The organism is Occallatibacter sp., from assembly GCF_036502485.1.
Classification (GTDB): Bacteria; Acidobacteriota; Terriglobia; order Terriglobales; family Acidobacteriaceae; genus Telmatobacter.
Genome location: NZ_DASXYM010000025.1, coordinates 72740 through 94605 on the forward strand (window position 1 = coordinate 72740; position 21866 = coordinate 94605).

The window sequence follows — 21866 nt, forward strand, 5'->3', positions numbered from 1 at the left end:
CCGCGTTTAGCCCCACCGCAGGTGGTCGCGTTTAGCCCCACCGCAGGTGGTGGTCAGCCGTGCGGCGTGGGCCCGTCCGTTACCGGATCGGGATCAGGCGCGGGTTTCACCTCAATGAACAATCCCTTCCCCTGTGCCAGCAGCTTTCCATCTGCGTTATAGATATTTGCCTCGGTCCAGTGTTTCCGCCCCTCATTGCGCGTGACCCGCCCTTCCAGCCGAATCTCTTCGGTCGACGGCACCGGCCTCTGATAATCCACTTCCATGTGCCGCGTCATCGCCACCAACCCATGTGCGCGCACCGCCTTGCTCATGGTCTCGTCCAGCAGAGTGGCGATAATGCCCCCATGCACATAACCCTTCGGCCCTTCGAACGCATCGCCCACCACCGCCAGGCACACCACCCGCAGATCCTGCGTCAGATAAAAATCCAGCTGCAGCCCATTGGGATTCGCAGCCCCGCACCCAAAGCAACGATTCTGCGCCGCGCTCGCGAACCTCTGCGTCGCCTCCACAAACCGCGTGAGTTTCTCGGAGTGTACTGGTTTGGCCATATCCTCAGAAGCTCCCCGCCAGCACGCTCTCATACACGCTGCGATCCACGTTGCCGCCCGTCAGCACAATGCCGATCCGGCCGCCGTGTTGCTGCTCCTTGAGTGCCCCGGCCAGCGCCGCCGCACCCGCGCCCTCGGCTACGTTATGCGTGTCCTCGTAATAAATCCGCATGGCCTCCGCAACGTCCTCATCCGTCACTTCCACAATCCGCGCCACGTTCTCCCAGATCGCCTCCATGGCGCGGGCGTTCGGCACCCGGCACGCCAGCCCATCGGCTATACGCGTACTCGAGGGCGCCTCCACCACCTTCTTCTCCGCAAAGCTCAGCGCGTATGAGGGCGACGCCGCCGACACCACGCCCACAATCTCGGTCTTCAGCCCCAGCGCATTCCGTGCCGCCGACACCCCGCAAATCGACGACCCCAGCCCAATCGGCACATACACGCGTTCCATCGCCGGCGCACTCCGGAAAAACTCCAGCGCATAGCCCGCCGTGCCCATCACCAGCCGCTCATGGAACGAGTCCACCATCGTGATCCCGCGATCCGCAGCCACCGTTCGCGCATACTCCAGCGCCTCCTGAAAATCCTGCCCGTGCTCGATCAGTTCCGCGCCCTGCGCCCGCATCGCGCGATTCTTCTCCACGCTGTTCCCATGTGGAACCACGATCACGGCCTTCAGCCCCATCAGTTTCGCCGCCATGGCCACGCCCTGCCCGTGATTGCCGCGCGTCGCCGCCACCACCTCCGTCGCTGGCGGACCCGCGTCCCTCAACCACTCCATGTAAACCAGCGCGCCACGGAGTTTGAACGCCCCCACCGGCGAGTGATTTTCATGCTTCACCCACGCCTCGGTCGCCAATCGCTCATTCAGCAGCGGCCACGAGTACTGCGGCGTCGCCTGCATATACCGATACACAATCCGTTGCGCGTCTTCAATCTCTTCGAGCAGGGGCAGCTTCATGGATTCAGCATACCCAACCCGCCAAACAATCGCGTACCGATGAACTCCCTTCCGTTGCATGGCGCCAGCGACGCACCCCATGCTATCCTCGCCGCGAGTCGCCGGGACACGTCGAATCGTGGTGCATCTACCCAACCCGCTGCGCGCAGCATGGATCGCAGGCATGATGTTTCTGCTCGCCTGCGGCGCAGGCGGACAAACCCCGCCCTCACCAAATCCATCCGCACCCCAGCCATCAACGCCCCTCAGCTCCGCCGATCCCGTCGTCCACAAAGGCCTTTTCACCATCGACGCCGTCGTGACCGATGCGGCCGGGAAGCCGATATTGGACCTCCCGCCGCCTGACCTCACTCTCCTCGACAACGGCCAACCGGCAAGGATTCGCACCGTCCACCTTTCTCGCGCGCCCTCCGAGCCCCCGCCCGAGCTGATCTTCATCGTCGACACCATCAACCTCTCGCCGCAGCAACTCGCGCAAACCGAAAGCGCGTTGTTCCATTTCCTCCTGCGGAATAACGGGCATCTGGAATATCCCTGTTTCCTCTACCGGCTTACGCGCGACGGACTGTTTTCCTCCTTGCGGCCCCTGACCGACGTCACTCTTCTGGTGAAAGAACTGGAGCATCAAAGATCCCAATTGCCTTTGTGGAGTGCCGATTCTTGGGGAAAGAGTTTCTCCGGCTCGTGGGATTCAGGAGTGCCCCGGAACCAGCTCTCCGTGCGCGCCCTCGGTTCCATCGCCATACAGCAGAGAGACGTCCCCGGCCGCAAACTCCTGGTGTGGATCGGCCCAGGCTGGCCAGTGGTTGGCGGCGGCGAAAACGAATTCGACGAGATCACGGAGCTCTCAACCCGCCTGCGCGAAGCCCGCATCACGCTCCAGAACATCAACCCGTGGCTCAATCCAGTCCCAACCTTCAACTATCGCGACCACCTCGACGCGCCCCGGTCACAAAAAGAGATGCAACCGGCCAATATGGCTCTGCAGGTAATCGCGATGCACACAGGTGGCCTTGTGCTGGACTCGTCGGAAGACCTCGACGAGGACATCGCCCGCTGTGCCAAAGAGGTGCAAAGCTTCTACACTCTCACCTTCAATCCCCCGCACACCTACACCGTAGACGAGTACCACGACCTTCGCGTCGAACTCCGCGCCGGCACGGCTCGTCCCTCCATGACGGTCCGCGCTCTCACCGGCTACTACAACGAGCCTGTCTATTTCGACAATCCGCGGCCTGGTGTGGAAAAGGTCACAGTCGCGCAGCTTGAACAGTTGGTCCATTCCCAAACTGACCTTCTGCGAAAACTGGCCAGTCTCGAATTAGTCGAACGCATCAGCACGCCCCGCCTCGATGCGCTGTTAAACGTGGTCCACGGCGAAAGGGAACGTCAGGCGTTGACCGCGGATGCCGATCTGTCGATCGCGCTCGCGCCCCCGCCCGACGACATTTTGAAGCGCCCGCCACCTCCGCTGGAAGAGCAGCGGGCGATCCTCCGGCGAACCTTCGATTACCTGCAAAATGCCATTCCCAAACTGCCCGATTTCTATGCCTCAAGAAACACGACGCGCTTTGAGGAGCCTGCGGAACGTGACAACGAGAGCTGGAAACAGTCGCACCATGACCAGACTCTCCACTTCGCCACCGGGGAGCACGCAACCGTTCGCTACAGGAACGGCAATGAGATGGTCGAACAAAAAAAGAAGCTCGGCAAACGTCCCGTTGTGCGCGGTGTGCGAGCACGCAGCCTCGAAACTTCGGGCACATTCGGCCCCATTCTCTCCTATGTGTGGACCGCCGCCGCCAGCAGTCGGGGAACCCTCAAGTGGCAGCGCTGGGAACGCAGCAAGTACGGAGATGTAGCGGTGTTCTCTTACAGCGCCGCCAGCCCCAATGTCGGACCCGACATCACATACTGCTGCCTTCCTCAAGGGAACGGGACCACCCCGTACCAGAACAAGGCTGACAGCTATGGCGAATTCGCCGTCAACCCCGATACCGGCGCCATCATGCGCATCGTCATCAATGCGGACCTCGACGAAGAGCGGGACCCTGACGTGCCCCTCATCCGCTCGCAAATCATCGTTGAGTACGGTCCTGAAGAACTAGGGGGCAAGACCTATATCTGCCCCCATCGAAGCGTCGAGATCTCCCGCGGCCGCTCCGTACGCGAGCTCCACGAGTGGGGCATGTCCTTTAGCCTGTACAGCTACTTCGAAACCATGATCAACGACGTGACCTTCGGCGGATACCATAAATTTGGTTCGGAATCGCGTATCCTGCCTGGGTTTGAACAGACCGAGTAACTGCCTCTTGGGAGTGGCCCCTTCGCCAAGCCGGCTTGTGTTGGGAGGCCAGCGGCCACATTCACGCCGAAGCGATCAGCAACACCAGGCACTGGGCAAGCAGAGACATAACCAGCAGCGGAACCCGGATCATTACAGATCGATCCCACGACGCCTGTAGCTCTCCCCCCTCTTCAAGTCTCCGTCCCGTTTTTGCCGCTTCGGTTTGAAGCCTGTTGATTGGTTTTGACAAGCGGCTATAGATGACCACGAACACAATCAACATTGAGGCCGATGCGAGATAGACCCATCGTTGCCCACTCCTGCTAAACACCGCCTGCGTAACGGCGCTCGTAAAGCTCTTCAATTTCCCAGGACCACCCGCCGCCCCCGGGAATGCTTGAGAATAGAACCATGCAGCGCTATGTGCGCCCCGTTCTCGTTCTTCTCTCAGCTTCAGCCGCCCTCGCCCTCTCCGCCTGCCACTCGCAGCCCGCCCTCACGCCTCAGCAGCTCCAGGGCCTCGCACTCTACGAATCCCGCTGCGCCCACTGCCATCGCGATAACGATCTCGCCCTCAAAAAAATTCCTCCCGATCTTCACAGCATGTTTCAGCGCAAAACTCTCCCCAGCGGCGCGCCCGCCACTGACGCAGAAGTCGCCCGCGTCGTTCTCCAGGGAAAGGGAATGATGCCCGCCTTCACCGGCCGCTTCACCAATGAGCAGATGGCCGCCCTTCTTGCCTACCTGCACACCGGCCTGCGCTGATCCACGTCACTCCGGCCCGCCCAGCCAAAGGAGACACCCAGCCCTTCGCCTCAAGTCGCTACGCCGCCCCCGTGTCCCCGGCCCCGGCCGCCGCGCGCTCCTCCTCCGTCGCTGGCCACTGAAAGCAGATCCCGAACCCATCCGGATCCTTCAGCGAAAGCTGCTTCATTCCATACCAGGCCACCTTCGGAGGATTCACCTCGATCCCCCGCTCCAGCAGGTGTCGATAAGCCCCGTCCACATCCGGACAGCCGAAATACAGCCCTGTATCCTGGTGCCCCGACCAGCGCGCCGCCTCCGGAGCATCCGGCACATCCTCCGGATCGTAAGCCGTATTCAGCATCACGCACGCCCCGCCCAACTCCAGCATGCACCAGTTCACGTCGTCGCCATCGTCTGACATCGGAGACGATCTGCCCGTAACCTCAAATCCAAGCCCATCCCGGTAGAACCGGATCGCCCTCCGCATGTCAAACACCTGCACTAGCGGCGCAACACCTCGAATCTCAATAGCCATTGGAAGCGAAGTCCTCCCGTCTCAAACAATCGTGCGGCTCCAGTCTATAGTGCAGCCAATATCCCCCACCGCATCCGTTACACTGAGACGGCATGCCTCGCATTGCGATTGTCTCGAAGCCGCAGAAAGAAGAGCTCTTCCGGCTGCTGCCGGAATTGATTGTGTGGCTCCGGGGGCGTGGATACGAACCGCTGCTCGATGAAGAGAGTGCGCGTTACACCTCTGACGCGCCCGCCTGCCCCCGCGCCGAACTTCCCCAGCATCAACCCGAGTTGGTCATCGTTCTGGGCGGCGACGGAACCCTGCTCTCCGTCGGCCGCATCTTCGCCACCACCGGAACACCGCTGTTGAGCGTGAACCTGGGAACGCTAGGCTTCCTCAGTGAAGTGCGCCTTGCCGATCTCTATCCCACCCTCGAAGGCTGGTGCCAGGACTGCCATCTCATTGAACAACGCTCCATGCTGCGCGCTGAGCTATGGCGGCAATCCGGCAAACACTCCCAGTACGACGCCCTCAATGACATCGTCGTCACCAAGGGCGAGATCGCGCGCATGGGCGAGTTCACCGTGGAGCTCGAAGGCAAAACCGTAGCCCAGTTCCGCGCCGACGGCGTTATCGTCTCCACTCCTACCGGATCAACGGCCTACAATCTCGCCGCCAACGGACCGGTCCTTACGCCCGATGTGGATGCCCTGATTGCCACCCCCATCTGCCCGCACTTGCTCACTCTGCGACCCATTGTGGTCCGCGGCGATGCAACGCTGACGGTGCGCGTGGAAGGGATTCCCAACCTGGCTCTCCTTACCGTGGATGGACAGCGTGCGGTGGAACTGTGCCTCGGCGATGAGATCCGCTGCCATAAATCCCCCCACACCGTAAACCTGGTACGCCTCAAAGAAGGCGGCTTCTTTGAGGCGCTGCGCACAAAGCTTAGCTGGGGTGAAAGATAGGGTAGGGAAGCGCAGCCGGCGCGACTATTGCGTCAGCTCGCCAAGCAGCACCTTGGCCCTGAGCGCCAAACTGTGGGCGCCGTCCACGTCGCCAGTCGTCAAGGCTGCTTTGGCCTGCTTCAGAAACTCGCGAATCTGCGCGCTGGTCTTCTTCTCCTGATCGTTCAGGTTACGCGTGATGCCGTTCAGCCCCTTCTCCGTCTCCTCAATCGTGTTGTCCGTCTGCTTGCGATCGTTCGACGCCTCAACCGTTGAGAAGCTGCCTGCGGCACTCACCGGCGCAGCGGGAGCTGGAGTGTTCGCCGCCACATCCGTATCCTGGTCGGCGGGCGGTGTCGCCTTCGGCTTCCGGTGGCTCGCCTTGGGCTTCTGCGGCGGTGGTGGCGGAGTATTCGTCACCGTGGGTTGCGGGGGTGAAGGAACAGTGACCACCGCCGGCGGCAGATTGATCGGCGCCTTGTCCGGCCTACCCGGAGGCGTGTCCTCGATCGGGGGCGCCAGTACCGGCTGATTCTGGGTCATCTTTGTTTTGTGCACACACCCGCTCAGCAGCATCGGCAGCAGCAAAACGGCGCGTGCTCTCAACAACCTCATTCGCCCGACCCCTTATCTTGTTCAATCATCGCCGCTTGCAGATGTCGGCGTCCCCAGTCAACCGCAGAGAGCGGTATCCTGAACCTGAATTCTGTGCCTCGTCCCAACCTAGATTGTACTTCGACACTACCATGATGCAATTGGAGGATCCGGTACGTCATCGCGAGCCCGATACCGCTGCCCTCGCTCTTGGTCGTGAAGTACAAATCGAAGATCTTCTCCCGAAGCTCGTCCGGGATGCCAACTCCTTCATCTAGAACACGTAATATAGCAAACTTCCGGTCCGTTTCAAGCATCACATCCAGCCTGCCACCCTCCGGCATCGCCTGCGCAGCGTTCTGTACAACATTGATGACAGCTTGCTTCAATAAGTCCGCATCGACATTCACCACTACGGGGTTGGACGGAAGCTCGCTGTGAACCGTCACATTGCGCATCCCAAGCTCTTCGGTCGCCAGTGCCAATACGTCTCCGATCACCCCTCGAAGGTCCTGCTCCCTCAACTGCAGCTCCACCGGCCGCGAGAAATCCACCAGCGTTTGCACCACGCGATCCAGCCGCCTTATCTCCGCGTCGATCACTTCAAGGTGCCGGTAAGCATTCGGACTCGCCCCCTCCAGCTTGGTCTTAAGCAGTTCCAGATGCACCACTATGGCGTTGATCGGATTCTTTACCTCGTGCGCCACACCGGACGTCAACCTGCCAATGGCCGACATACGCCGTGAAAGCTCCAGCTCCGACTCGATCGCCTCGACCGACTCCAGATCCCTCAGTGTGATCAGCGCGCCCAACCCCTGCCGGCTCAGGTCGTCGTGGATAAAGTCCACAGAAACTTCAATCCGGCGGCCGTTCTCGATCCGCACCTCCTCCTTGATCAGTGCAATCCGAGCGTCAAACGCCTCGCGCAGAATCCGGCCCAGGGTGGTATTGCGGTTGAAGATCTCCGTCGCCTGCATCCCCAGAACGCGGTCGCGGTCCAGTTGCAGAAAACGCCGCGCTGCCTCTGAAACCAGCACCGCACGGCCATCCCGTGTGAAAAGTAATAACCCATCTTGCAGATTCACAAGGATCTGGTCTATGTTCTCGCGCAAAGCCGAGAAAACTTCTTCCACGCTGCGGATGCGCTGGCCGATTCGTTCAATCTGGTGCGATACCCGCACCGCCGTATCCTGGCGCGTCGCCAATTCGTTCGAACTCAACTCTTCCGGCGTCGGGCTCCAGTAGTCGAGCTGCAGGCTGATTGCCTCCAGAGGCTGCAACGCCAGATTCGATAGCAGCAAGGCCACCAGCAGAGCCGTGCCCAGCGCAAACCCCATCAGCGTGACCGCTTCTCCCAGCCACGGCTTATACACCTCGCGCAGGAATGTGGTGCGCACCCCCACCCGCACGGTCGCAAACGGCTCGCCGTTGCGCTCCAGCGGCACTGAGATCTCGTAAACTCGCGCCTCTTCGCCGAATACACGACGCATCAGGTCCACAGGATTGGCGTCCAGCAGTTCCTTGTAGCTGGGCCGCACCGGCAACGGCTTATCTACGCTTTCAGGGTTGGTGCTGAGCACCGTGCGCAGTTCGTTATCCGCAATGTTGATATCGAACAGCGTCTCTGAATAGCGGTTTCCCGCTTCCAGCACTACCTTCAGCACAGGGCTCGTACGAATGACGTCCCGGCTCAGATCGCGCAGTTGCTCGGGGTGGCTCGGATCCACCGTCCGGTCCTTCAAGCCCGCTTCCAGCGCATTGCGCAGCGCGAACTGAACCTGGTCGGCGACCATCCGGTTGGTGTTGTACGACTGCAACACAGCCGCGTGCAGAAGCTGGCTGACGTAGACCATCGAAAGCAGCCCCGAGATCAGCAACACGAGTGCCGTGATAGCCAGAACGAGTTTTGTTTTCAGTCTCATACGGGGCAGAGAACGCGCAACTACCAATCTGTCGAGTCAGGTTTCCCTAATATATCGCTTATCGGCCAGACTTCGACGGGAGGGCTCTGCTCCTATCGTATGGATTTGTCGCTTCCAGGGAAAGCCCGGAACCCGCCGGGCCACGGATTTTTCCTCTGAGCCCGTCTCCGGGCTGCGGTCAGAGGCCCCCCGCCGGAGCCGCACCTGCCAGCACAATCGGCATCGTGGGGGTGCTCGCCCCCCCCGCCTTTTCGATGGTTACCCCGAACGCCTTAGCCTCAACGCCGATCGGCATATCCGGCATCACCAGGCTGGCGTTTCCAGCCGCATCCGGCTTGAACATGCCGGCGGCCATCGGGGCCCCCTTCATCGGGATCACCCAGAGCTCGTACGTCTTATCGCCAGGCAGAGGCTCCAGGTTGCTGGCCTGCAGCAACAATGCACCCTTTGACCGCATGTAAATGGCTTTCGCCATCGGGGCCGGCTTCGACTTTGCTGCCGTGAGCAGCACGTGCTGGGCGTTGGGAGCGCTCAGCAGTTCCATCACCATCTGCGCCCGCGCGTTGGCCGCCTGCTGCACCTCCACCAACGCAGTCTGCTGCTGCAACTGCCGGTCCAGTGACCGCACGCGCAATTCCAATCCCGCAGCCAGCACCACCAACGCAGCCACCGCGCCCCACGCTACCCACATCGGCCAGGCAGCACGTCCGCGGGGCAGCGCTTCCATCGAGATCACCTGCGCGGGGACCCGCGTCGAGCTTTCACTCTCGGCCGCAACGCCTGCATCCTCCGCGATCCGGGCCTGGAACCTTTGCCGTGCACCCTCCGGGACAGCGTGCTGTTCCACGCTCATTGCCATCAGCGCCAGATCGCCCGCGGCCGCCGCAAGCTCCCCGCGGCACAGAGCACATGCATCCACATGCGCTCGCATCTCCGCCGCCTCTTCAGGCGTAAGTGCGCCCATCGCGTAAAACGCGAGGTCCTCCTGCGGGATGTGCCTGCCGTCTGTCATCTCTGAAAAGCCTTTCTCAGACTGATCAGCGCCATCCGAATGCGCGTCTTCACCGTCCCCAGCGGCTCGCCCTTCTCTTTGGCAATTTCCGCATGAGTCAAGCCGCCGAAAAAAGCCAGCTCCAGACTTTCACGCTGCTCCTGCGGCATACCCTTCAGCACGCCGCGCACACGTTCTATCATCGTGGACCGTTCCACTTCGTCCGCCACGTCGGTCCCGGATTCCAGCACCACATCGTCCACCGAGTCAGACGGCCGTCTCCTGCGCAACGCGTCAATACACCGGTTGCGTACCACTACCGCCAGCCACGCACCCAAAGACCCGCGCTCCGGAGCAAACGACTTGGGATTCTGCCAGACTTGGAAAAAGACCTCCTGCATCACGTCCTCGGCCTGCGCCGGATCTCCCAATACGCGCAGCGCCACTGAGAAGGCCATTCCGCTGTGGCGGTCGAACACCTCTGTCATCGCTCGTTGATCGCGCCCAGCCACCCGTTGCAGCAGCATCCGATCAGCCTCTGCGGAATTCCGCCTCTGCGCATCTCCACTGGAAGAACGCGCGGGGCGAGCAGCCGGATTGGAGAATCCATCGGTCACGAGAGGGAAGCGAAGCCTCTTCATCCTATTGCATTCGGCTCCCGCAACAACACCGCGTCGTGTTCCGTCCGTCCCGCAGACAAAAAAGGGCCCGGCGCCAGAGACGCACCGGACCCCAAAACCAGTAAGCGCAGCGGACTATTTGACCGTTCCATTCAGGCCGTTGGGATAAAACGCGCCGCTCGCCGATCCGCCTCCGTACACAACCTTGAGCACTTGCGTGGTAGTGCGCGCAAACGCCATGGCGTTCGAATCCGCATCGACGATGGTGGCCGCCCCGCTCTGCACACCCACGCCAATGTCGTCGTTGCCCGTGCCGTCCAGCAGCGCGCGTGCGGCTGCAATCTTGCTGGCCGCCCCCTGCGCCGCCGTGCCTGCCTGGAATACACGCAGCCGAATGCTGCCCGCGTGGTACGCCTCCACCGCAAGAATCCCGGCGGCTTTGTCGAGATAAGTTTTGTTGCTGATGAGGCCCGCGGCTCCCAGGTATGCCGTCACGCCCACGTCCTCAAAGATGAACGCGCCCAGCAAAAAGTTCGCTTCGCTCGCAAACGGATCGAAGCTCGACCCCAGCCCTGCGGCTCCGGCCAGCGCATTGAAGCTGTTCATCAGGTCGATGTTCGGCATCGCCACTGCGCTCGTTCCCAGCGCCGTGCGCAGAAACTTCACGTGGTTCTGCTCTTCCGTCGCCAGCTCGTTGGCAAAGTCCTTCAGCGCCGGCGTGGTAAATGAAACCGCCGCATTCGCCTTCACCGTCACCTTCCCGCCCGCGGTTCCTCCGCCACTCGCCGTGCCGATGCCCACCTGGTCGATGGTCTTGCCCGTAGTCGCCAGCGTGTAGAACTGCGCCTCCAGGTATTCCAGATTCAGCGCAAAGTTCAGAATGTCCGCGTCCGTCACAGTCTGCGCCGCCGCACTCCGGCTCAGTGCCATTCCGGCCAGCGCTGCGCCGCCCATCAGCATGGCAGACCGCCGATTCAGCCAGCCGCCTTCCGCAGTCGTGTTCTCCAGTTTGCTCAGCATGGTTGATCTCCTCAGCTCGCGCTCGACGTGATGGTTCCGTTCAGTCCATTGGGAAAGAAGCCGCCCTTGCTCACCGAGCCGGCCGTAGCATTCAAATACACGATGTGCAGTACCTGGTCGGTCGTGCGGTCGTACGCAATCGAGTCCGAATCCGCCGCCACAATCGTGCCGGTGGAAACCGATGTTTCGCCGCCCCCGCCCGCCGCTCCCCGCAGCGCCGAGATCTTGTTCGCATACGTGACTGCGCTTCCCCCCGTCTGCGCAATCAGCGTCCGTATCTCGCCCGCGTGATACGCTTCCACCGCCATGATCGCCGCCGCCGCCTGCAGGTTGGCCACGCTGCTCAGCAGCCCCGCCGCTCCGTGGTACGCCGTCACCCCCACGTCTTCAAACACGAACGCCCCCAGCAGAAAACTCTCTTCATCCGCGAAAGGATTGAAGGCCGGACCGATCCCCGCCGCCGAAGCCGCTGCGTTGAATGCATCCGTGAAGTTGATCGCCGGCCGCGCTACGGCTGACGTTCCCAGGGCCTTGCGCAAAAACTGCACATGCGCCTGCTCGTCATCCGCAATCTCCATCGCGTATTGCTGAATGGCCTGTGTCTTGAACGGAACCTGCGCGCCCCCCGTTACCGCGCCCGCGCTCGATCCGATATCGGAGTTGGCGAGCCCTGTGCCCGTAGCCGCCCGCAGGTAGAACTCGGCCTCCAGGTATTCAAGATTCAATGCAAAATTGAGAACATCGGCATCCGTAATCGTCGGGTTCGGCGTTGGCGTCGTCACCTTCGACGAGCCGCCGCAGCCTGTCGCCGCAACCGCCGCCGCGCCGGCCGTACAACCCACCCCCGCCAGAAAATTTCGCCGGGACAGACCTCTCCTTATAACCGCACTCATTGGACCCACGTGTTTCCTCCTGAACGCCGGTTGAGAAGGGAAGGGCGTTCAGAGGCAGTACGTGCCGGATGGATTTTTGGATTTAGGAGTTAGGAACGATATTGGCGATTTCAGACCGGGAGTGAAGGATCGCTTCCCCCGCCCGGCTTCTGCCGGCCAGCCAGGTGCCCCTCACGCCGGCTGCCCGGCGTGGCTGTACTCCTTCAGCTTGTTATGCAGCGTCTTCAGGCTCACGCCCAGAATCTCCGCTGCACGCGTCTTGTTCTGGCCCGTCGCTTCCAAAGTTTTCAGGATCAGCATCCGCTCGGCTTCATCCACCGTGTTGCCCACTCGCACCGGCACCACGCTCGTGTCGTCCGCCAGCGGAGCAGCCGTGTGCTGCTTCCCAAAGCCTGGCGGTAGATGCCCCGCATCCAGTGGGTTGCCGTCCGGGCACAGAATCACAGCGCGCTCCACCGTGTTTCGCAACTCCCGCGCATTCCCCGGCCAGTTGTACGCAATCATGCGGTCCAGAAACGACGGCGCCAGCCCCGCTACCTTGCGGCCGTGCTTGGCGTTCATCTCCCTCAGCATGGCCTCCGCCATCGCCGGCAGATCCTCCAGGTGCGTGCGCAGCGGCGGCATGTGGATGTGGAACACGCTAAGCCGGTAGAACAGGTCTGCGCGCAGATTCCCGCCGGAGATCGCATCCTCCGGACTACGATTCGTCGCTGCAAGCACCCTTACATCCACGTCCACTTCGTTGCGCGCGCCCAGCCTGCGCAGCTTGCGCTCTTCCAGTACGCGCAGCAGCTTGGCCTGCGTGCCAAAAGGCATCTCCGCCAGTTCGTCCAGCAGCAGCGTGCCCTCCGTCGCCAGTTCGAAACACCCGATGCGCCGCTCCAACGCGCCTGTAAACGAACCCTTCTCGTGACCGAAAATCTCGCTCTCGATCAGCGTCTCAGGAATAGCCGCGCAGTTCACCGCAACAAATGGATGTGGCTTCCGCGGGCTCAGGTCGTGCAGCGTCCGCGCCACCAGCTCTTTTCCCGTGCCGCTCTCTCCCGTGATCAGCACCGACACATTGGAAGATGCGATCTGTTCGATCAGCGAAAAGATCTCGCGCATCGCCTTCGACGTGCCCACCATCGAGCCCAGAACGCCCGACTCGCGCAGCCGCCGCCTCGCCACCTCCAGCTCGATCTCCGTCTCCCGCTGCCGCGTGGCGTTCGCCAGAATATTTCGTAGCCGCGTCGCATCCACCGGCTTGAGCAGAAAATCGTATGCCCCCAGCTTCATCGCATCCACAGCGGTTTGGATCGTTCCCTGCGCCGTGAGCAAAATAACGGAAACATTCGACCTGAAGTTGTGCCCCTCTTCGGCAATCCGCGACAGCAACCCAATCCCATCCAGGCGCGGCATTTTCAAGTCCGTCACCACAATCGACGGGCTCCACGCCAGAATCTTCTCCCACCCCTCAAGACCGTCGCGTGCCGTTTCCGTGCGATAGCCCCATCCGGAGATGAGTTCGGCGAGCCCCATCAACGCGTTGGGCTCGTCTTCGACAATCAGAACTTTCACTCCGCTCGGCATATATCCACGCTGCGCTTCCATCGCGCCATTCCTAATGTTCTACCACGCCTGAATCGGGCAGTCTGTGAGCCGCAAAAAGCGTCGTCGCCCGCACTTCGCTCAAGGTCAGCCGGCCTTTTCCGTCAACTCCGCCCATCGCGCATAGAGCGCTTCACTCTCCTCCTCGGCCGCCGCCAATTCGGCCAGCGCCTGCTGCAGCGCCGTCGCGTCACTGGCAATCTCCGGCTGCTCCAGCCTGCCGCGCGCCGCCTCGAGCCGTGCATCGGAAGCCTCCACCCGCTGCTCGATCGCCGCAAACTCCCGCGCTTCCATGTACGAGAGCTTCTTCTTCGCGGCGGCCCCCCCTGGCGCAACGGAATCGGTCGCAGCACCGCTCGGCATCGCCTCGCCTTTGCCGGTCGGTTCCCGCTCCTCCTCCATCCATTGTTCCCACTGGCCAAAATCAGCAAACAACCCGATGTGCCCTTCGCCGTCCAATCCCACCACCGTCGTCGCCACTCGATTCAGCAAGTAGCGATCGTGCGTCACCAGCACCAGCGCGCCGGGAAACTCCAGCAGATTGTCTTCCAGAATCTCCAGCGTCGGAATATCCAGATCGTTCGTGGGCTCGTCCAGCAGCAGCACGTCCGCCGGCTGCAGCATCAGCCGCGCAATCAGCACCCGTGCCCGCTCGCCGCCGCTCAGATTGTTCACCGGTTGATTCAACTGCTCGCCCGTAAACAAAAATCGCGCCGCCCAGCTCGCCACATGCACCGGCCGCCCATTGTGGATCACTGAATCGCCTTCGGGCGCCAGCGCCCGCCGCAGCGTCAATGAAGTATCAAGCTCCCGCATCTGGCTGAAGTACACCAACCGCAACGCATCGGCGCGCTTCACATGGCCCTCCGCCGGTTCTATCTCCCCGCGCAGCAGCCGCAGCAGCGTTGTCTTCCCGCTGCCGTTTGGCCCCACCAGGCCCACCTTGCTCCCCGCGATCAGACTGAAATTCAACCCGCTGAACAGCCGCCGGCCGCCCATCTCGCACGCCACATCCTCAAACTCAACCAGCCGCTTCGTCTTCCTCTGGCTGGCCGCAAAGTCGATCCCCGCCGACCCCTGCGCCGTGCGCGTGTGCATATCCGCAAGCTGGCCAATCATTGCGTTCGCCGTGTCGATGCGTGCCTTCGATTTCGTGGTCCGCGCCTTCGGCCCCCGCCGCAGCCATTCCACTTCCGTGCGCACGCGGTTGCGCAGCGACTCCATCTGCCGGTTCTGCGATTCCAGATACGCCTGCTTGTCTTCCAGAAAACGGCTGAAGCTGCCTTTCACTCGCAGCAGCCCTTCCGCATACACCCGGTTCAGCTCGATGATCTGCGTGCACGTCGACTCCAGAAAGTAGCGGTCGTGGCTCACCGTAACCACCGCAAACGAAGCCGCTGCCAGCAACTCCTCCAGCCACTCAATGCCCGCCAGATCCAGATGATTCGTCGGCTCATCCAGCAGCAACACATCGGGCGCACTCACCAGCGCCTCCGCAATAGCCAGCCGCTTGCGCCACCCGCCCGACAACGAAGCCGCCTCCGCATCCAGACGGTCGAAGCCCGTCCGGCCGGCCAGTTCCCGCAATCGCCCCTCGCGTTCGGCCTCGCTCACGTGCGCCGCCGTCATCGCGCGCTCCAGCACCTCCCGCACCGTCAGCCCCGGCTCAAACTGCGAGTCCTGCGGTACATACGCCGTGCGCGCCCGCCGCCGCACCGCCAGCTCTCCCGCATCCGGATCTTCCTGCCCCGCCAGCACCGCCAGCAGCGTTGACTTGCCCGCGCCATTGGGACCGATCAGACCGATCCGGTCGCCGTCCTCCACCGTGAACGAAATACTCCGGAACAGCGGCACAGCCCCAAATTGCTTGGTGACGGATTGAGCGTTGAGAATCGGTGGCATCTCTTTCAGGTTAACGGATGCCACACCCTGCATTTGGTATAAAGGGCTCGGTGTCAGAACGCTTTGGAAGGTGTACGATGCGGAAATTACGAGCGGGCGTGGTGGCGAGTGCCATCCTGTTGGCGGCCGGAGCAGCCTCAGCTCAGGACTGTGCTGGCCTCAAAAATCTCCGGCTGGACTCCACCGAGATCACCGCTGCCGACACCGTTACCTCCGGCACCCTCGATCTCCCTGAAGCCGTCAGCCTTCACGATCTCCCCGCGTTCTGCCGCGTGCAGGGCATCATGCGTCCCGGCAGCGACTCCAAAATCCGCTTCGAAGTGTGGCTGCCCGCAAAGAATTGGAATGGCCGAGAGCTTGGCGTCGGCAACGGCGGATTCGCCGGAGTCATCGGTTATCAGCAGATGGGTGGATATCTCCTGCGCGGATTCACCGTCTCCGGCACCGACACTGGACATCAGGCCAACGGCACCGACGCAACCTGGGCCTTTCAACATCCCGAAAAAGTAAAAGACTTCGGCTGGCGTTCCATTCATCTCACCGCGCAACGCAGCAAAGAGATCCTCCGCGCCTACTACGGCAAGCCGCAGCAGAAATCCTACTTCGATGCCTGCTCCGATGGCGGCCGCGAAGCCCTCATGGAGGCCCAGCGTTTTCCCGACGACTACGACGGTATCCTCGCCGGAGCGCCCGCCTACGCATGGTCCACCCTGCTCGCCTCCGGCGTCTCTGCCATGCAGGCCCTCGGCGATCCCACCGCCTACATCTCCTCCTTCAAGCTGCCCGCCATCCAGAAAGCCTCGCTCGACGCCTGTGACTCCCTCGACGGCGCAAAAGACGGCATCATCGGCGATCCCAGCCAATGCCGCTTCGACCCGCAGGTCCTCCTCTGCAAAGGAGAAGAGTCGCTCGACTGCCTGACTCAGCCGCAAATCAAAACCCTGCAGACTCTCTACAACGGCGCCCGGAGCAAAACCGGCCAGCCTCATGGATTCGGCTTCTCCATGGGCGACGAGCTCGGCTGGGCCCATTGGATCGTCGGAGAAGATCCTGAAGCATCGGCCTTCTCCCAATTCGTTCGCAACGACTTCCGCTACATCGTCACCGGCGATCCCAAATGGAATGGCCTCACCGCGGACCCCGACGCCATGATGACGCTCTCGCACGATAAATCTGCGGAAGACCTCGACTCCACCGACCCCGATCTGAGCAAGTTCTCCGCCCGCGGCGGCAAACTCATCCTCTATCACGGCTGGAACGACCCCGCCATTGCCCCCGGCTACACCATCGACTACTACAAGCAGGTGCGGCAGAAGATGGGCGCCGACAAGACCGGTTCGTTCGTGCGTCTCTATATGGTTCCAGGGATGGAACACTGCATCGGCGGCCCCGGAGCCACCGCGTTCGGACAATTCGGCGTACCTACCGAGAAAGGCTCCAGATTCGGCCTGTTCGATTCGCTCGAGAACTGGGTCGAGAAGGGCGCCCCCGACGACAACGTCATCGCCACCCGATTCGCTCCGCAAGGCAATGCCGCGCATCAGCCTTCACTCACCCGCCCCCTCTGCGCCTACCCCACAGTGCCGAAGTACAAAGGCTCCGGCGACATCAACGACGCCGCCAGCTTCGCCTGCGCGCAGCCATAGCCGGTCCCGCAACCAGCGGACGACAATCGTGACCGCCAGGCAGCGCCCGCCGTTTACTGTCGTGACAGCCATCACCGACTCCCACCCGCAATGCTGCCAACATACTTGGGCCATCCAAAGCAGGGAGCTGCAATGCGCACTCGGGCCATCAACACTCGAAACCAAACAGAGTCAAGATGCCTGTTAACTATAAAAGGCAATTATCCCTTGACATCAAGTAGAATAAATGGGATACTGTCTTTGCCATGAAACCCAAGCAGAGCATCCCGAAGCACTTACGCTTTACGATTCAGGACTTTAACAATCAATTCCCGAACGATGATGCGTGTTTGGATTGGCTGAAAGACTCCAAATTCCCCGCTGGCCTGATTCCTTGCGCCAAGTGCGGCAAGGACCGCAAACATCACCGCGTAACAGGTCGCCCCGCCTATGCCTGTGACTACTGCGGAAGCATGGTTTCCCCGATGGCCGGAACCATCTTCGAGAAGTCCAGCACGTCACTGCGGATTTGGTTCTATGCCATGTACCTGATGAGCGCAACCCGCTGCGGCATCTCCGCAAAGCAGCTTCAGCGCGAGACTGGCGTAACCTACAAAACCGCTTGGCGCATGTTCAAGCAGATTCGCACCCTGATGTCGGAAGATGTCAGTTTGGAGGGCGAAGCGGTGGAGATGGATGAAACCTACGTTGGTGGGAAGCGGCGCAATGGTAGCCGTGGCCGCGCTACCAATGGCAACAAAACCTGTGTCGTGGGCGTCGTAGAGCGCACAGGCAAGGGCCGGGTGATCGCCATGCCCGTTACGGATGCCTCAAAGAAGACTCTTCACGGAATCGCCAAAGAGTACATCTTGCCTGAGTCTACGGTCTTCACAGACGATTGGAGCGGCTATCATGGTCTGGAGCAGGTCAACGGCTACCAGCATCGCCGCATCAATCACAGCGCTGGCGTGTACGTCATGGGCGACGTTCACACGAATACGATTGAGGGATTTTGGAGTCTGGTAAAGAGGGGAATCGGCGGGGTATATCACTCGGTAGGCAAGGAATATCTGCCCTCTTACCTGAACGAATACACTTGGCGCTACAATCGCAGAAACGAACAGGTTCCGATGTTCACTTTGCTTTTGAATGAGGTTTCGGGGCGGCCTGAGTAGTAGCCGATCGCCTCAAGAGGGAATGGAACGAGTCTGCGGTTAGTGGCCGCATTTTCTCCTGAACCTCTTTTGATGGCTTGAAATCTTGATGTTTCGCGCTCGGTTTCGCGTCGCTAGAGTTCCCGCTCATGCCGCTATAAACCTCCGCTTAGGCGGAGTGTATCACGATCCGCCGGAAAGGCGGACGTGTCACTCCCCGAAAAACTGGGCTCCGAAATCACGCACGATTGCTTTTACCAATCCAAGGCAGTGTGTCAATGCGTCTTGCACGAACATCCCGTCACAGGCGAGGCCAGTATCGGCGAACTGTACAGACTTGGCCGCCTGCATCTCCACTTTCACTTCACCTGGACTTGGAGTAGGGATAGCGCTGGAAAGATCAAATCGGATGATGTCTGCGCCACCTTCAAAGGGCTTCCACTTGGGGTCCGGAATAGCTTTCTCACTAACGCTCCCGTTGGGGAGCGTTACGCGAAACCACGTCACAGCGTAATGCTCTCGCGCGATGATGAGCAGGCGGTGTTTATCGATTATGTCCAACTTATGAAGAACCCAGATATCGGACTCTTCCGGGACATCGTAAGCCTTGTAAGGCTGACACCTCTCAAGCTCTGCAAGGGCGGCGCTACTGACAAATGGGGCGACTTTTCGTTTTACGATGCTATCGAAACCGTTCCCCTCCTTAGTAAGGCAAACGGGGAACATGGTTTTCTCAGCGGCCTCGGGGGGAGCATGATTCAAGATAGCGAGTTGGTAGACCAGATGATCGAGAGCCGAACGCATATTGTGAACGCAATCCCCAACGATAAGAGGGAAATCAGTGCCAATTGGGCCAAAATTGCTGAGGGCGATGAGAATCTGGTTGTGCCGCTGTCGGTGCGTATTGAAGGGGATCGGCTCAATCTTAGATTCCGTGCTCAAAGTAGCATTGAGAGCCGACTTGACCTGAGCGAGATAGCCTTGCGCACGCCCAATTTTGGCGCGAACTGATTTCAAGCACGGAGACTCCATGCGCCAATTGTACTACTTGACGCGAGGGGATAATTGCCCTATAAAATTAATGAATTACATCTTTTTATTTCCACAGACCCCCTTGACAAGATTTCGGCAGTTTCCTATATGTTTCAATAACTTACAGTTTTCCACAGGGTGGAGACTTTTCGTGTCCCCTTCGCTTTTAAGCCTTGGTTACTAAAGATTGTTTCATTGGTAACCTATGACGGGTTGTTTATCAATCGATAACTACAGGCGGACCAAAGGAGCAGGGAACCGAGGGCAGGGAAGTCCCCGGTCGATGCCCGGATCCCTCGCGAGCCCCAATGGTAATGCCCAATTCGGCACGTGACTTCTTTCCGGAACGGTGCGAGTACCAAAGTGCTGTGTACACGTTGTCACGGCCGTCTCCCGTGTGTATACGGCAGGTCACATCGCAGCCGTCAATCCTGCATCCCCATTCCCATAAATTGCTGAATTTGAACGGTATCCCCAAATGGCACCGGGATTGCTCCTACAGGGGCAAGCCCGGCTCGCCGGAAATCTCAAACCAAACCCACGGGGAGAAAAAAATGAACAATACCATGCTGAACCTCTACATCAAGTTCCAGAATCTCAAGAGCTCGCTCATGCAGGAAGAAGGCCAGGACCTGGTTGAGTACGCCCTTGTTGTTGCCTTGATCGCTCTGGCTGCCACTGCCGGTATGAAGGCCCTCGCGACCGACATCAGCGCCGCATTCAACAGCGTCGGAAGCCAGCTCAGCGCCGACGTGTAGTCCGTCCCGGAGCCTCAAAACAGAGGCTCTTGTCCCCATGTCCGTGGGGGGGACGACAGCGCGACAGGGTCTGGCGCCCTGTCGCTCCCCCCACGCAACTTTGGAAGGATCGGGCGAGGCTGCTTCCGGCAGCTTCTCCCCCCTTCAGCTTGACCTCCACGGTCGAGTGAGCTGGCGGCGCCCCTCGCCTCTTTCCACCCTGACCCGGCGACTCCGCGCACGCCATGAAGCAGCCGCAAACCGCGCGATACCCGGCACGAATCCCAAATTCCAGCCGCGCCGCGGCGTTCCAATGCGTCCGCCCCGTCGGCCCGCGTCGCCCTGATGAAACGACCTGAGATGACGATCTGCCCAACCATGTCGCGCCGTACCGTCCTGTTCTGGCTCCTGCTTTCTACCGCCGCCTCCGTCGGCTGGGGATATTGGATCGGATATACCAAGAACGCCGGCTTCGGAGACTTCCGCGCCGTCTACTTCGCCGCGCGCACCGCGATCGCTCACCAAGATCCCTACAATCCCACTGAATTCCTCCAGGTCTACCAGCGCGAGGGAGGGGAAATCCCCACCGACCCCGTTCGCCTCCGCGACTTTCGTCGCGCCATTACCGTCTGCGTTAACCTGCCCTCCACGCTCCTGGTCGTGATGCCCATTGCGCTTCTCGGCTGGCTCCCGGCTCAGCTCGTCTGGATGGTCCTCATGCCCGCCGGATTCCTGCTCGCCGCCTGGCTCATTTGGGACCTCGCCGAGGGCCGAGCACCCACCATCACACTGTTCCTCCTTTGCCTCCTGGTAGGGAACTGTCAGGTTCTCTTGCAGCTCGGCAACGCCTCCGGAATGTCGGTGGTCCTTGGCGTCATCGCAGTCTGGTGCTTCCTCCGGGAGCGTTACATCCCGGCTGGAATCCTCTGCATGACGCTTGCCCTCGCCATCAAACCGCAGGAGGTCGCCTTCATCTGGCTCTACCTCGTGCTGGCCGGAGGTGCGCTTCGCCGACGCGCCTGGCAAACCCTCATCGTCACTCTGATCCTCGTCGCCGTGAGCATCGCCTGGGTGTCGCACGTTTCCCCCAACTGGCTCGCGGAGTGGCACGCCAACGCTGCCTCAACCACCGTGCACGGCGATCTCAACGACCCAGGTCCCACCTCGATCGGAAACACGAAGGTGGGTATGATCATCAGCCTCCAGTCGGTGCTCAGCTTCTTTGAAGACGATCCGGCCATTTACAACCCTCTTACCTGGCTGATGGTCGGAATCCCCATCCTGATCTGGGCTGTCATCGCCGTTCGATCCCGCCCTTCCAGGCAGTACACGTGGCTTGGAATTGCCTCGATCTCAGCGCTGAGTCTCCTCCCCGTCTACCACCGCCAGTACGACGCCAAGCTTCTGTTCTTGTGTATCCCCGCTCTGGCCGTTTTGTGGGGTGAGGGAAGTCGGCTGCGAAAACCTGCGATTCTGGTGACCACCGCCGGCATATTACTTACCGCCGATGTACCACTCGCGATCTTCAACCTGATCAACAAGGCTCTGCATCTGCCCCAGGACGAACTTGCCGGAAAGTTGGCGGCAATCCTCCTGACCCGTACACCCACTCTGGCCCTGGGAGCCATGGGCGCTTTCTACCTGTGGGCCTATATCCGCTGCGCCTGGGCCGCACTGTCCGAAGAGCGCAACATGCCTGCTCTTGTCACCGGCGCAAACGTAACCAGTTGTTTATTTGAAGTTGGCGAGTAGGAACGACGCCACAGCAAT

Annotated in this window: 19 protein-coding genes; 7 read left to right on the forward strand and 12 right to left on the reverse strand. The window is 60.9% G+C overall.

All coding sequences use genetic code 11. The annotated features are described in order from the left end of the window. Window positions 1-53: 53 nt before the first annotated feature. Both VGL22_RS04560 and VGL22_RS04565 read right to left on the reverse strand, forming a co-directional pair. Entirely contained in the window at window positions 54-554 is a 501-nt protein-coding gene (locus tag VGL22_RS04560) for a PaaI family thioesterase (RefSeq protein ID WP_465265705.1), read from the reverse strand. A 4-nt stretch (window positions 555-558) separates the two neighbouring features. After that, window positions 559-1518, reverse strand: a complete 960-nt coding sequence (locus VGL22_RS04565) for a threonine dehydratase (RefSeq protein ID WP_465265706.1) — start codon at window positions 1516-1518, stop codon at window positions 559-561. Between the two features lie 163 nt (window positions 1519-1681). Between VGL22_RS04565 and VGL22_RS04570 the strand changes: the two genes are divergently transcribed. Next, the gene (locus VGL22_RS04570) at window positions 1682-3823 is read left to right on the forward strand and encodes a VWA domain-containing protein (RefSeq protein ID WP_465265707.1); all 2142 of its coding nucleotides are present in this window, start codon (window positions 1682-1684) and stop codon (window positions 3821-3823) included. Window positions 3824-4216: 393 nt separating this feature from the next. Further along, the gene (locus tag VGL22_RS04575) at window positions 4217-4570 is read left to right on the forward strand and encodes a c-type cytochrome (RefSeq protein WP_465265708.1); all 354 of its coding nucleotides are present in this window, start codon (window positions 4217-4219) and stop codon (window positions 4568-4570) included. A gap of 58 nt (window positions 4571-4628) precedes the next feature. Here VGL22_RS04575 and VGL22_RS04580 read toward each other — a convergent pair whose 3' ends face one another. Next, entirely contained in the window at window positions 4629-5087 is a 459-nt protein-coding gene (locus tag VGL22_RS04580; RefSeq protein ID WP_465265709.1) for a VOC family protein, read from the reverse strand. A 92-nt stretch (window positions 5088-5179) separates the two neighbouring features. Here VGL22_RS04580 and VGL22_RS04585 point away from each other — a divergent pair, with 92 nt between their 5' ends. Continuing rightward, on the forward strand, window positions 5180-6037 hold the full coding sequence (locus VGL22_RS04585; RefSeq protein WP_465265710.1) for an NAD(+)/NADH kinase: 858 nt from the start codon (window positions 5180-5182) through the stop codon (window positions 6035-6037). A 24-nt stretch (window positions 6038-6061) separates the two neighbouring features. Here the strand turns inward: VGL22_RS04585 and VGL22_RS04590 are convergent, their stop codons facing one another. The 8 genes from VGL22_RS04590 to VGL22_RS04625 form a co-directional block, all read right to left on the reverse strand. Continuing rightward, window positions 6062-6631, reverse strand: coding sequence for a hypothetical protein (locus VGL22_RS04590; RefSeq protein ID WP_465265711.1), 570 nt, complete (start codon window positions 6629-6631; stop codon window positions 6062-6064). Further along, window positions 6628-8559 carry a two-component system sensor histidine kinase NtrB gene (locus VGL22_RS04595; RefSeq protein ID WP_465265712.1) on the reverse strand — a complete coding sequence of 644 codons (1932 nt, stop codon included), beginning with the start codon at window positions 8557-8559 and terminating at the stop codon, window positions 6628-6630. The genes VGL22_RS04590 and VGL22_RS04595 overlap by 4 nt, the downstream gene beginning before the upstream one ends. A gap of 151 nt (window positions 8560-8710) precedes the next feature. Further along, complete coding sequence (locus VGL22_RS04600; protein ID WP_465265713.1) at window positions 8711-9544, reverse strand: anti-sigma factor; 834 nt, start codon at window positions 9542-9544, stop codon at window positions 8711-8713. Continuing rightward, window positions 9541-10050 (reverse strand): RNA polymerase sigma factor, encoded by a 510-nt coding sequence (locus tag VGL22_RS04605; protein ID WP_465265714.1) that lies wholly within the window; start codon window positions 10048-10050, stop codon window positions 9541-9543. The genes VGL22_RS04600 and VGL22_RS04605 overlap by 4 nt, the downstream gene beginning before the upstream one ends. A 228-nt stretch (window positions 10051-10278) precedes the next feature. Further along, entirely contained in the window at window positions 10279-11163 is an 885-nt protein-coding gene (locus VGL22_RS04610; protein ID WP_465265715.1) for a ferritin-like domain-containing protein, read from the reverse strand. An 11-nt stretch (window positions 11164-11174) separates the two neighbouring features. Next, the gene (locus VGL22_RS04615) at window positions 11175-12056 is read right to left on the reverse strand and encodes a ferritin-like domain-containing protein (protein WP_465265716.1); all 882 of its coding nucleotides are present in this window, start codon (window positions 12054-12056) and stop codon (window positions 11175-11177) included. A 171-nt stretch (window positions 12057-12227) separates the two neighbouring features. Next, window positions 12228-13649 (reverse strand): sigma-54-dependent transcriptional regulator, encoded by a 1422-nt coding sequence (locus VGL22_RS04620; protein WP_465265717.1) that lies wholly within the window; start codon window positions 13647-13649, stop codon window positions 12228-12230. An 84-nt stretch (window positions 13650-13733) separates the two neighbouring features. Next, window positions 13734-15548: an ABC-F family ATP-binding cassette domain-containing protein gene (locus VGL22_RS04625; RefSeq protein WP_465265718.1), complete on the reverse strand. Its 1815-nt coding sequence runs from the start codon at window positions 15546-15548 to the stop codon at window positions 13734-13736. Window positions 15549-15625: 77 nt separating this feature from the next. Here VGL22_RS04625 and VGL22_RS04630 point away from each other — a divergent pair, with 77 nt between their 5' ends. Both VGL22_RS04630 and VGL22_RS04635 read left to right on the forward strand, forming a co-directional pair. Beyond that, on the forward strand, window positions 15626-17194 hold the full coding sequence (locus VGL22_RS04630) for a tannase/feruloyl esterase family alpha/beta hydrolase (protein ID WP_465265719.1): 1569 nt from the start codon (window positions 15626-15628) through the stop codon (window positions 17192-17194). Window positions 17195-17439: 245 nt separating this feature from the next. Beyond that, window positions 17440-18348: an IS1595 family transposase gene (locus tag VGL22_RS04635; RefSeq protein WP_465265720.1), complete on the forward strand. Its 909-nt coding sequence runs from the start codon at window positions 17440-17442 to the stop codon at window positions 18346-18348. A gap of 189 nt (window positions 18349-18537) precedes the next feature. Here VGL22_RS04635 and VGL22_RS04640 read toward each other — a convergent pair whose 3' ends face one another. Further along, window positions 18538-19344 (reverse strand): hypothetical protein, encoded by an 807-nt coding sequence (locus VGL22_RS04640; RefSeq protein ID WP_465265721.1) that lies wholly within the window; start codon window positions 19342-19344, stop codon window positions 18538-18540. A 569-nt stretch (window positions 19345-19913) separates the two neighbouring features. On the opposite strand from VGL22_RS04640, the gene VGL22_RS04645 reads away from it, so the two are divergent. Together VGL22_RS04645 and VGL22_RS04650 are read left to right on the forward strand one after the other, a co-directional pair. Next, on the forward strand, window positions 19914-20117 hold the full coding sequence (locus tag VGL22_RS04645) for a Flp family type IVb pilin (protein WP_465265722.1): 204 nt from the start codon (window positions 19914-19916) through the stop codon (window positions 20115-20117). A gap of 339 nt (window positions 20118-20456) precedes the next feature. Further along, entirely contained in the window at window positions 20457-21848 is a 1392-nt protein-coding gene (locus tag VGL22_RS04650; RefSeq protein ID WP_465265723.1) for a glycosyltransferase family 87 protein, read from the forward strand. The last annotated feature ends 18 nt before the right edge of the window (window positions 21849-21866 follow it).

Excerpts from the sequence above, each read along its gene's own strand:
- VGL22_RS04635 (WP_465265720.1), top strand. The coding sequence starts at position 17,440 with ATGAAACCCAAGCAGAGCATCCCGAAGCACTTACGCTTTACGATTCAG.
- VGL22_RS04625 (WP_465265718.1), bottom strand. The coding sequence starts at position 15,548 with ATGCCACCGATTCTCAACGCTCAATCCGTCACCAAGCAATTTGGGGCT.
- VGL22_RS04590 (WP_465265711.1), bottom strand. The coding sequence starts at position 6,631 with ATGAGGTTGTTGAGAGCACGCGCCGTTTTGCTGCTGCCGATGCTGCTG.
- VGL22_RS04645 (WP_465265722.1), top strand. The coding sequence starts at position 19,914 with ATGAACAATACCATGCTGAACCTCTACATCAAGTTCCAGAATCTCAAG.
- VGL22_RS04615 (WP_465265716.1), bottom strand. The coding sequence starts at position 12,056 with ATGAGTGCGGTTATAAGGAGAGGTCTGTCCCGGCGAAATTTTCTGGCG.
- VGL22_RS04610 (WP_465265715.1), bottom strand. The coding sequence starts at position 11,163 with ATGCTGAGCAAACTGGAGAACACGACTGCGGAAGGCGGCTGGCTGAAT.
- VGL22_RS04565 (WP_465265706.1), bottom strand. The coding sequence starts at position 1,518 with ATGAAGCTGCCCCTGCTCGAAGAGATTGAAGACGCGCAACGGATTGTG.
- VGL22_RS04560 (WP_465265705.1), bottom strand. The coding sequence starts at position 554 with ATGGCCAAACCAGTACACTCCGAGAAACTCACGCGGTTTGTGGAGGCG.
- VGL22_RS04650 (WP_465265723.1), top strand. The coding sequence starts at position 20,457 with ATGACGATCTGCCCAACCATGTCGCGCCGTACCGTCCTGTTCTGGCTC.
- VGL22_RS04580 (WP_465265709.1), bottom strand. The coding sequence starts at position 5,087 with ATGGCTATTGAGATTCGAGGTGTTGCGCCGCTAGTGCAGGTGTTTGAC.
- VGL22_RS04570 (WP_465265707.1), top strand. The coding sequence starts at position 1,682 with ATGATGTTTCTGCTCGCCTGCGGCGCAGGCGGACAAACCCCGCCCTCA.
- VGL22_RS04575 (WP_465265708.1), top strand. The coding sequence starts at position 4,217 with ATGCAGCGCTATGTGCGCCCCGTTCTCGTTCTTCTCTCAGCTTCAGCC.
- VGL22_RS04600 (WP_465265713.1), bottom strand. The coding sequence starts at position 9,544 with ATGACAGACGGCAGGCACATCCCGCAGGAGGACCTCGCGTTTTACGCG.
- VGL22_RS04620 (WP_465265717.1), bottom strand. The coding sequence starts at position 13,649 with ATGGAAGCGCAGCGTGGATATATGCCGAGCGGAGTGAAAGTTCTGATT.
- VGL22_RS04605 (WP_465265714.1), bottom strand. The coding sequence starts at position 10,050 with ATGCTGCTGCAACGGGTGGCTGGGCGCGATCAACGAGCGATGACAGAG.
- VGL22_RS04585 (WP_465265710.1), top strand. The coding sequence starts at position 5,180 with ATGCCTCGCATTGCGATTGTCTCGAAGCCGCAGAAAGAAGAGCTCTTC.
- VGL22_RS04630 (WP_465265719.1), top strand. The coding sequence starts at position 15,626 with ATGCGGAAATTACGAGCGGGCGTGGTGGCGAGTGCCATCCTGTTGGCG.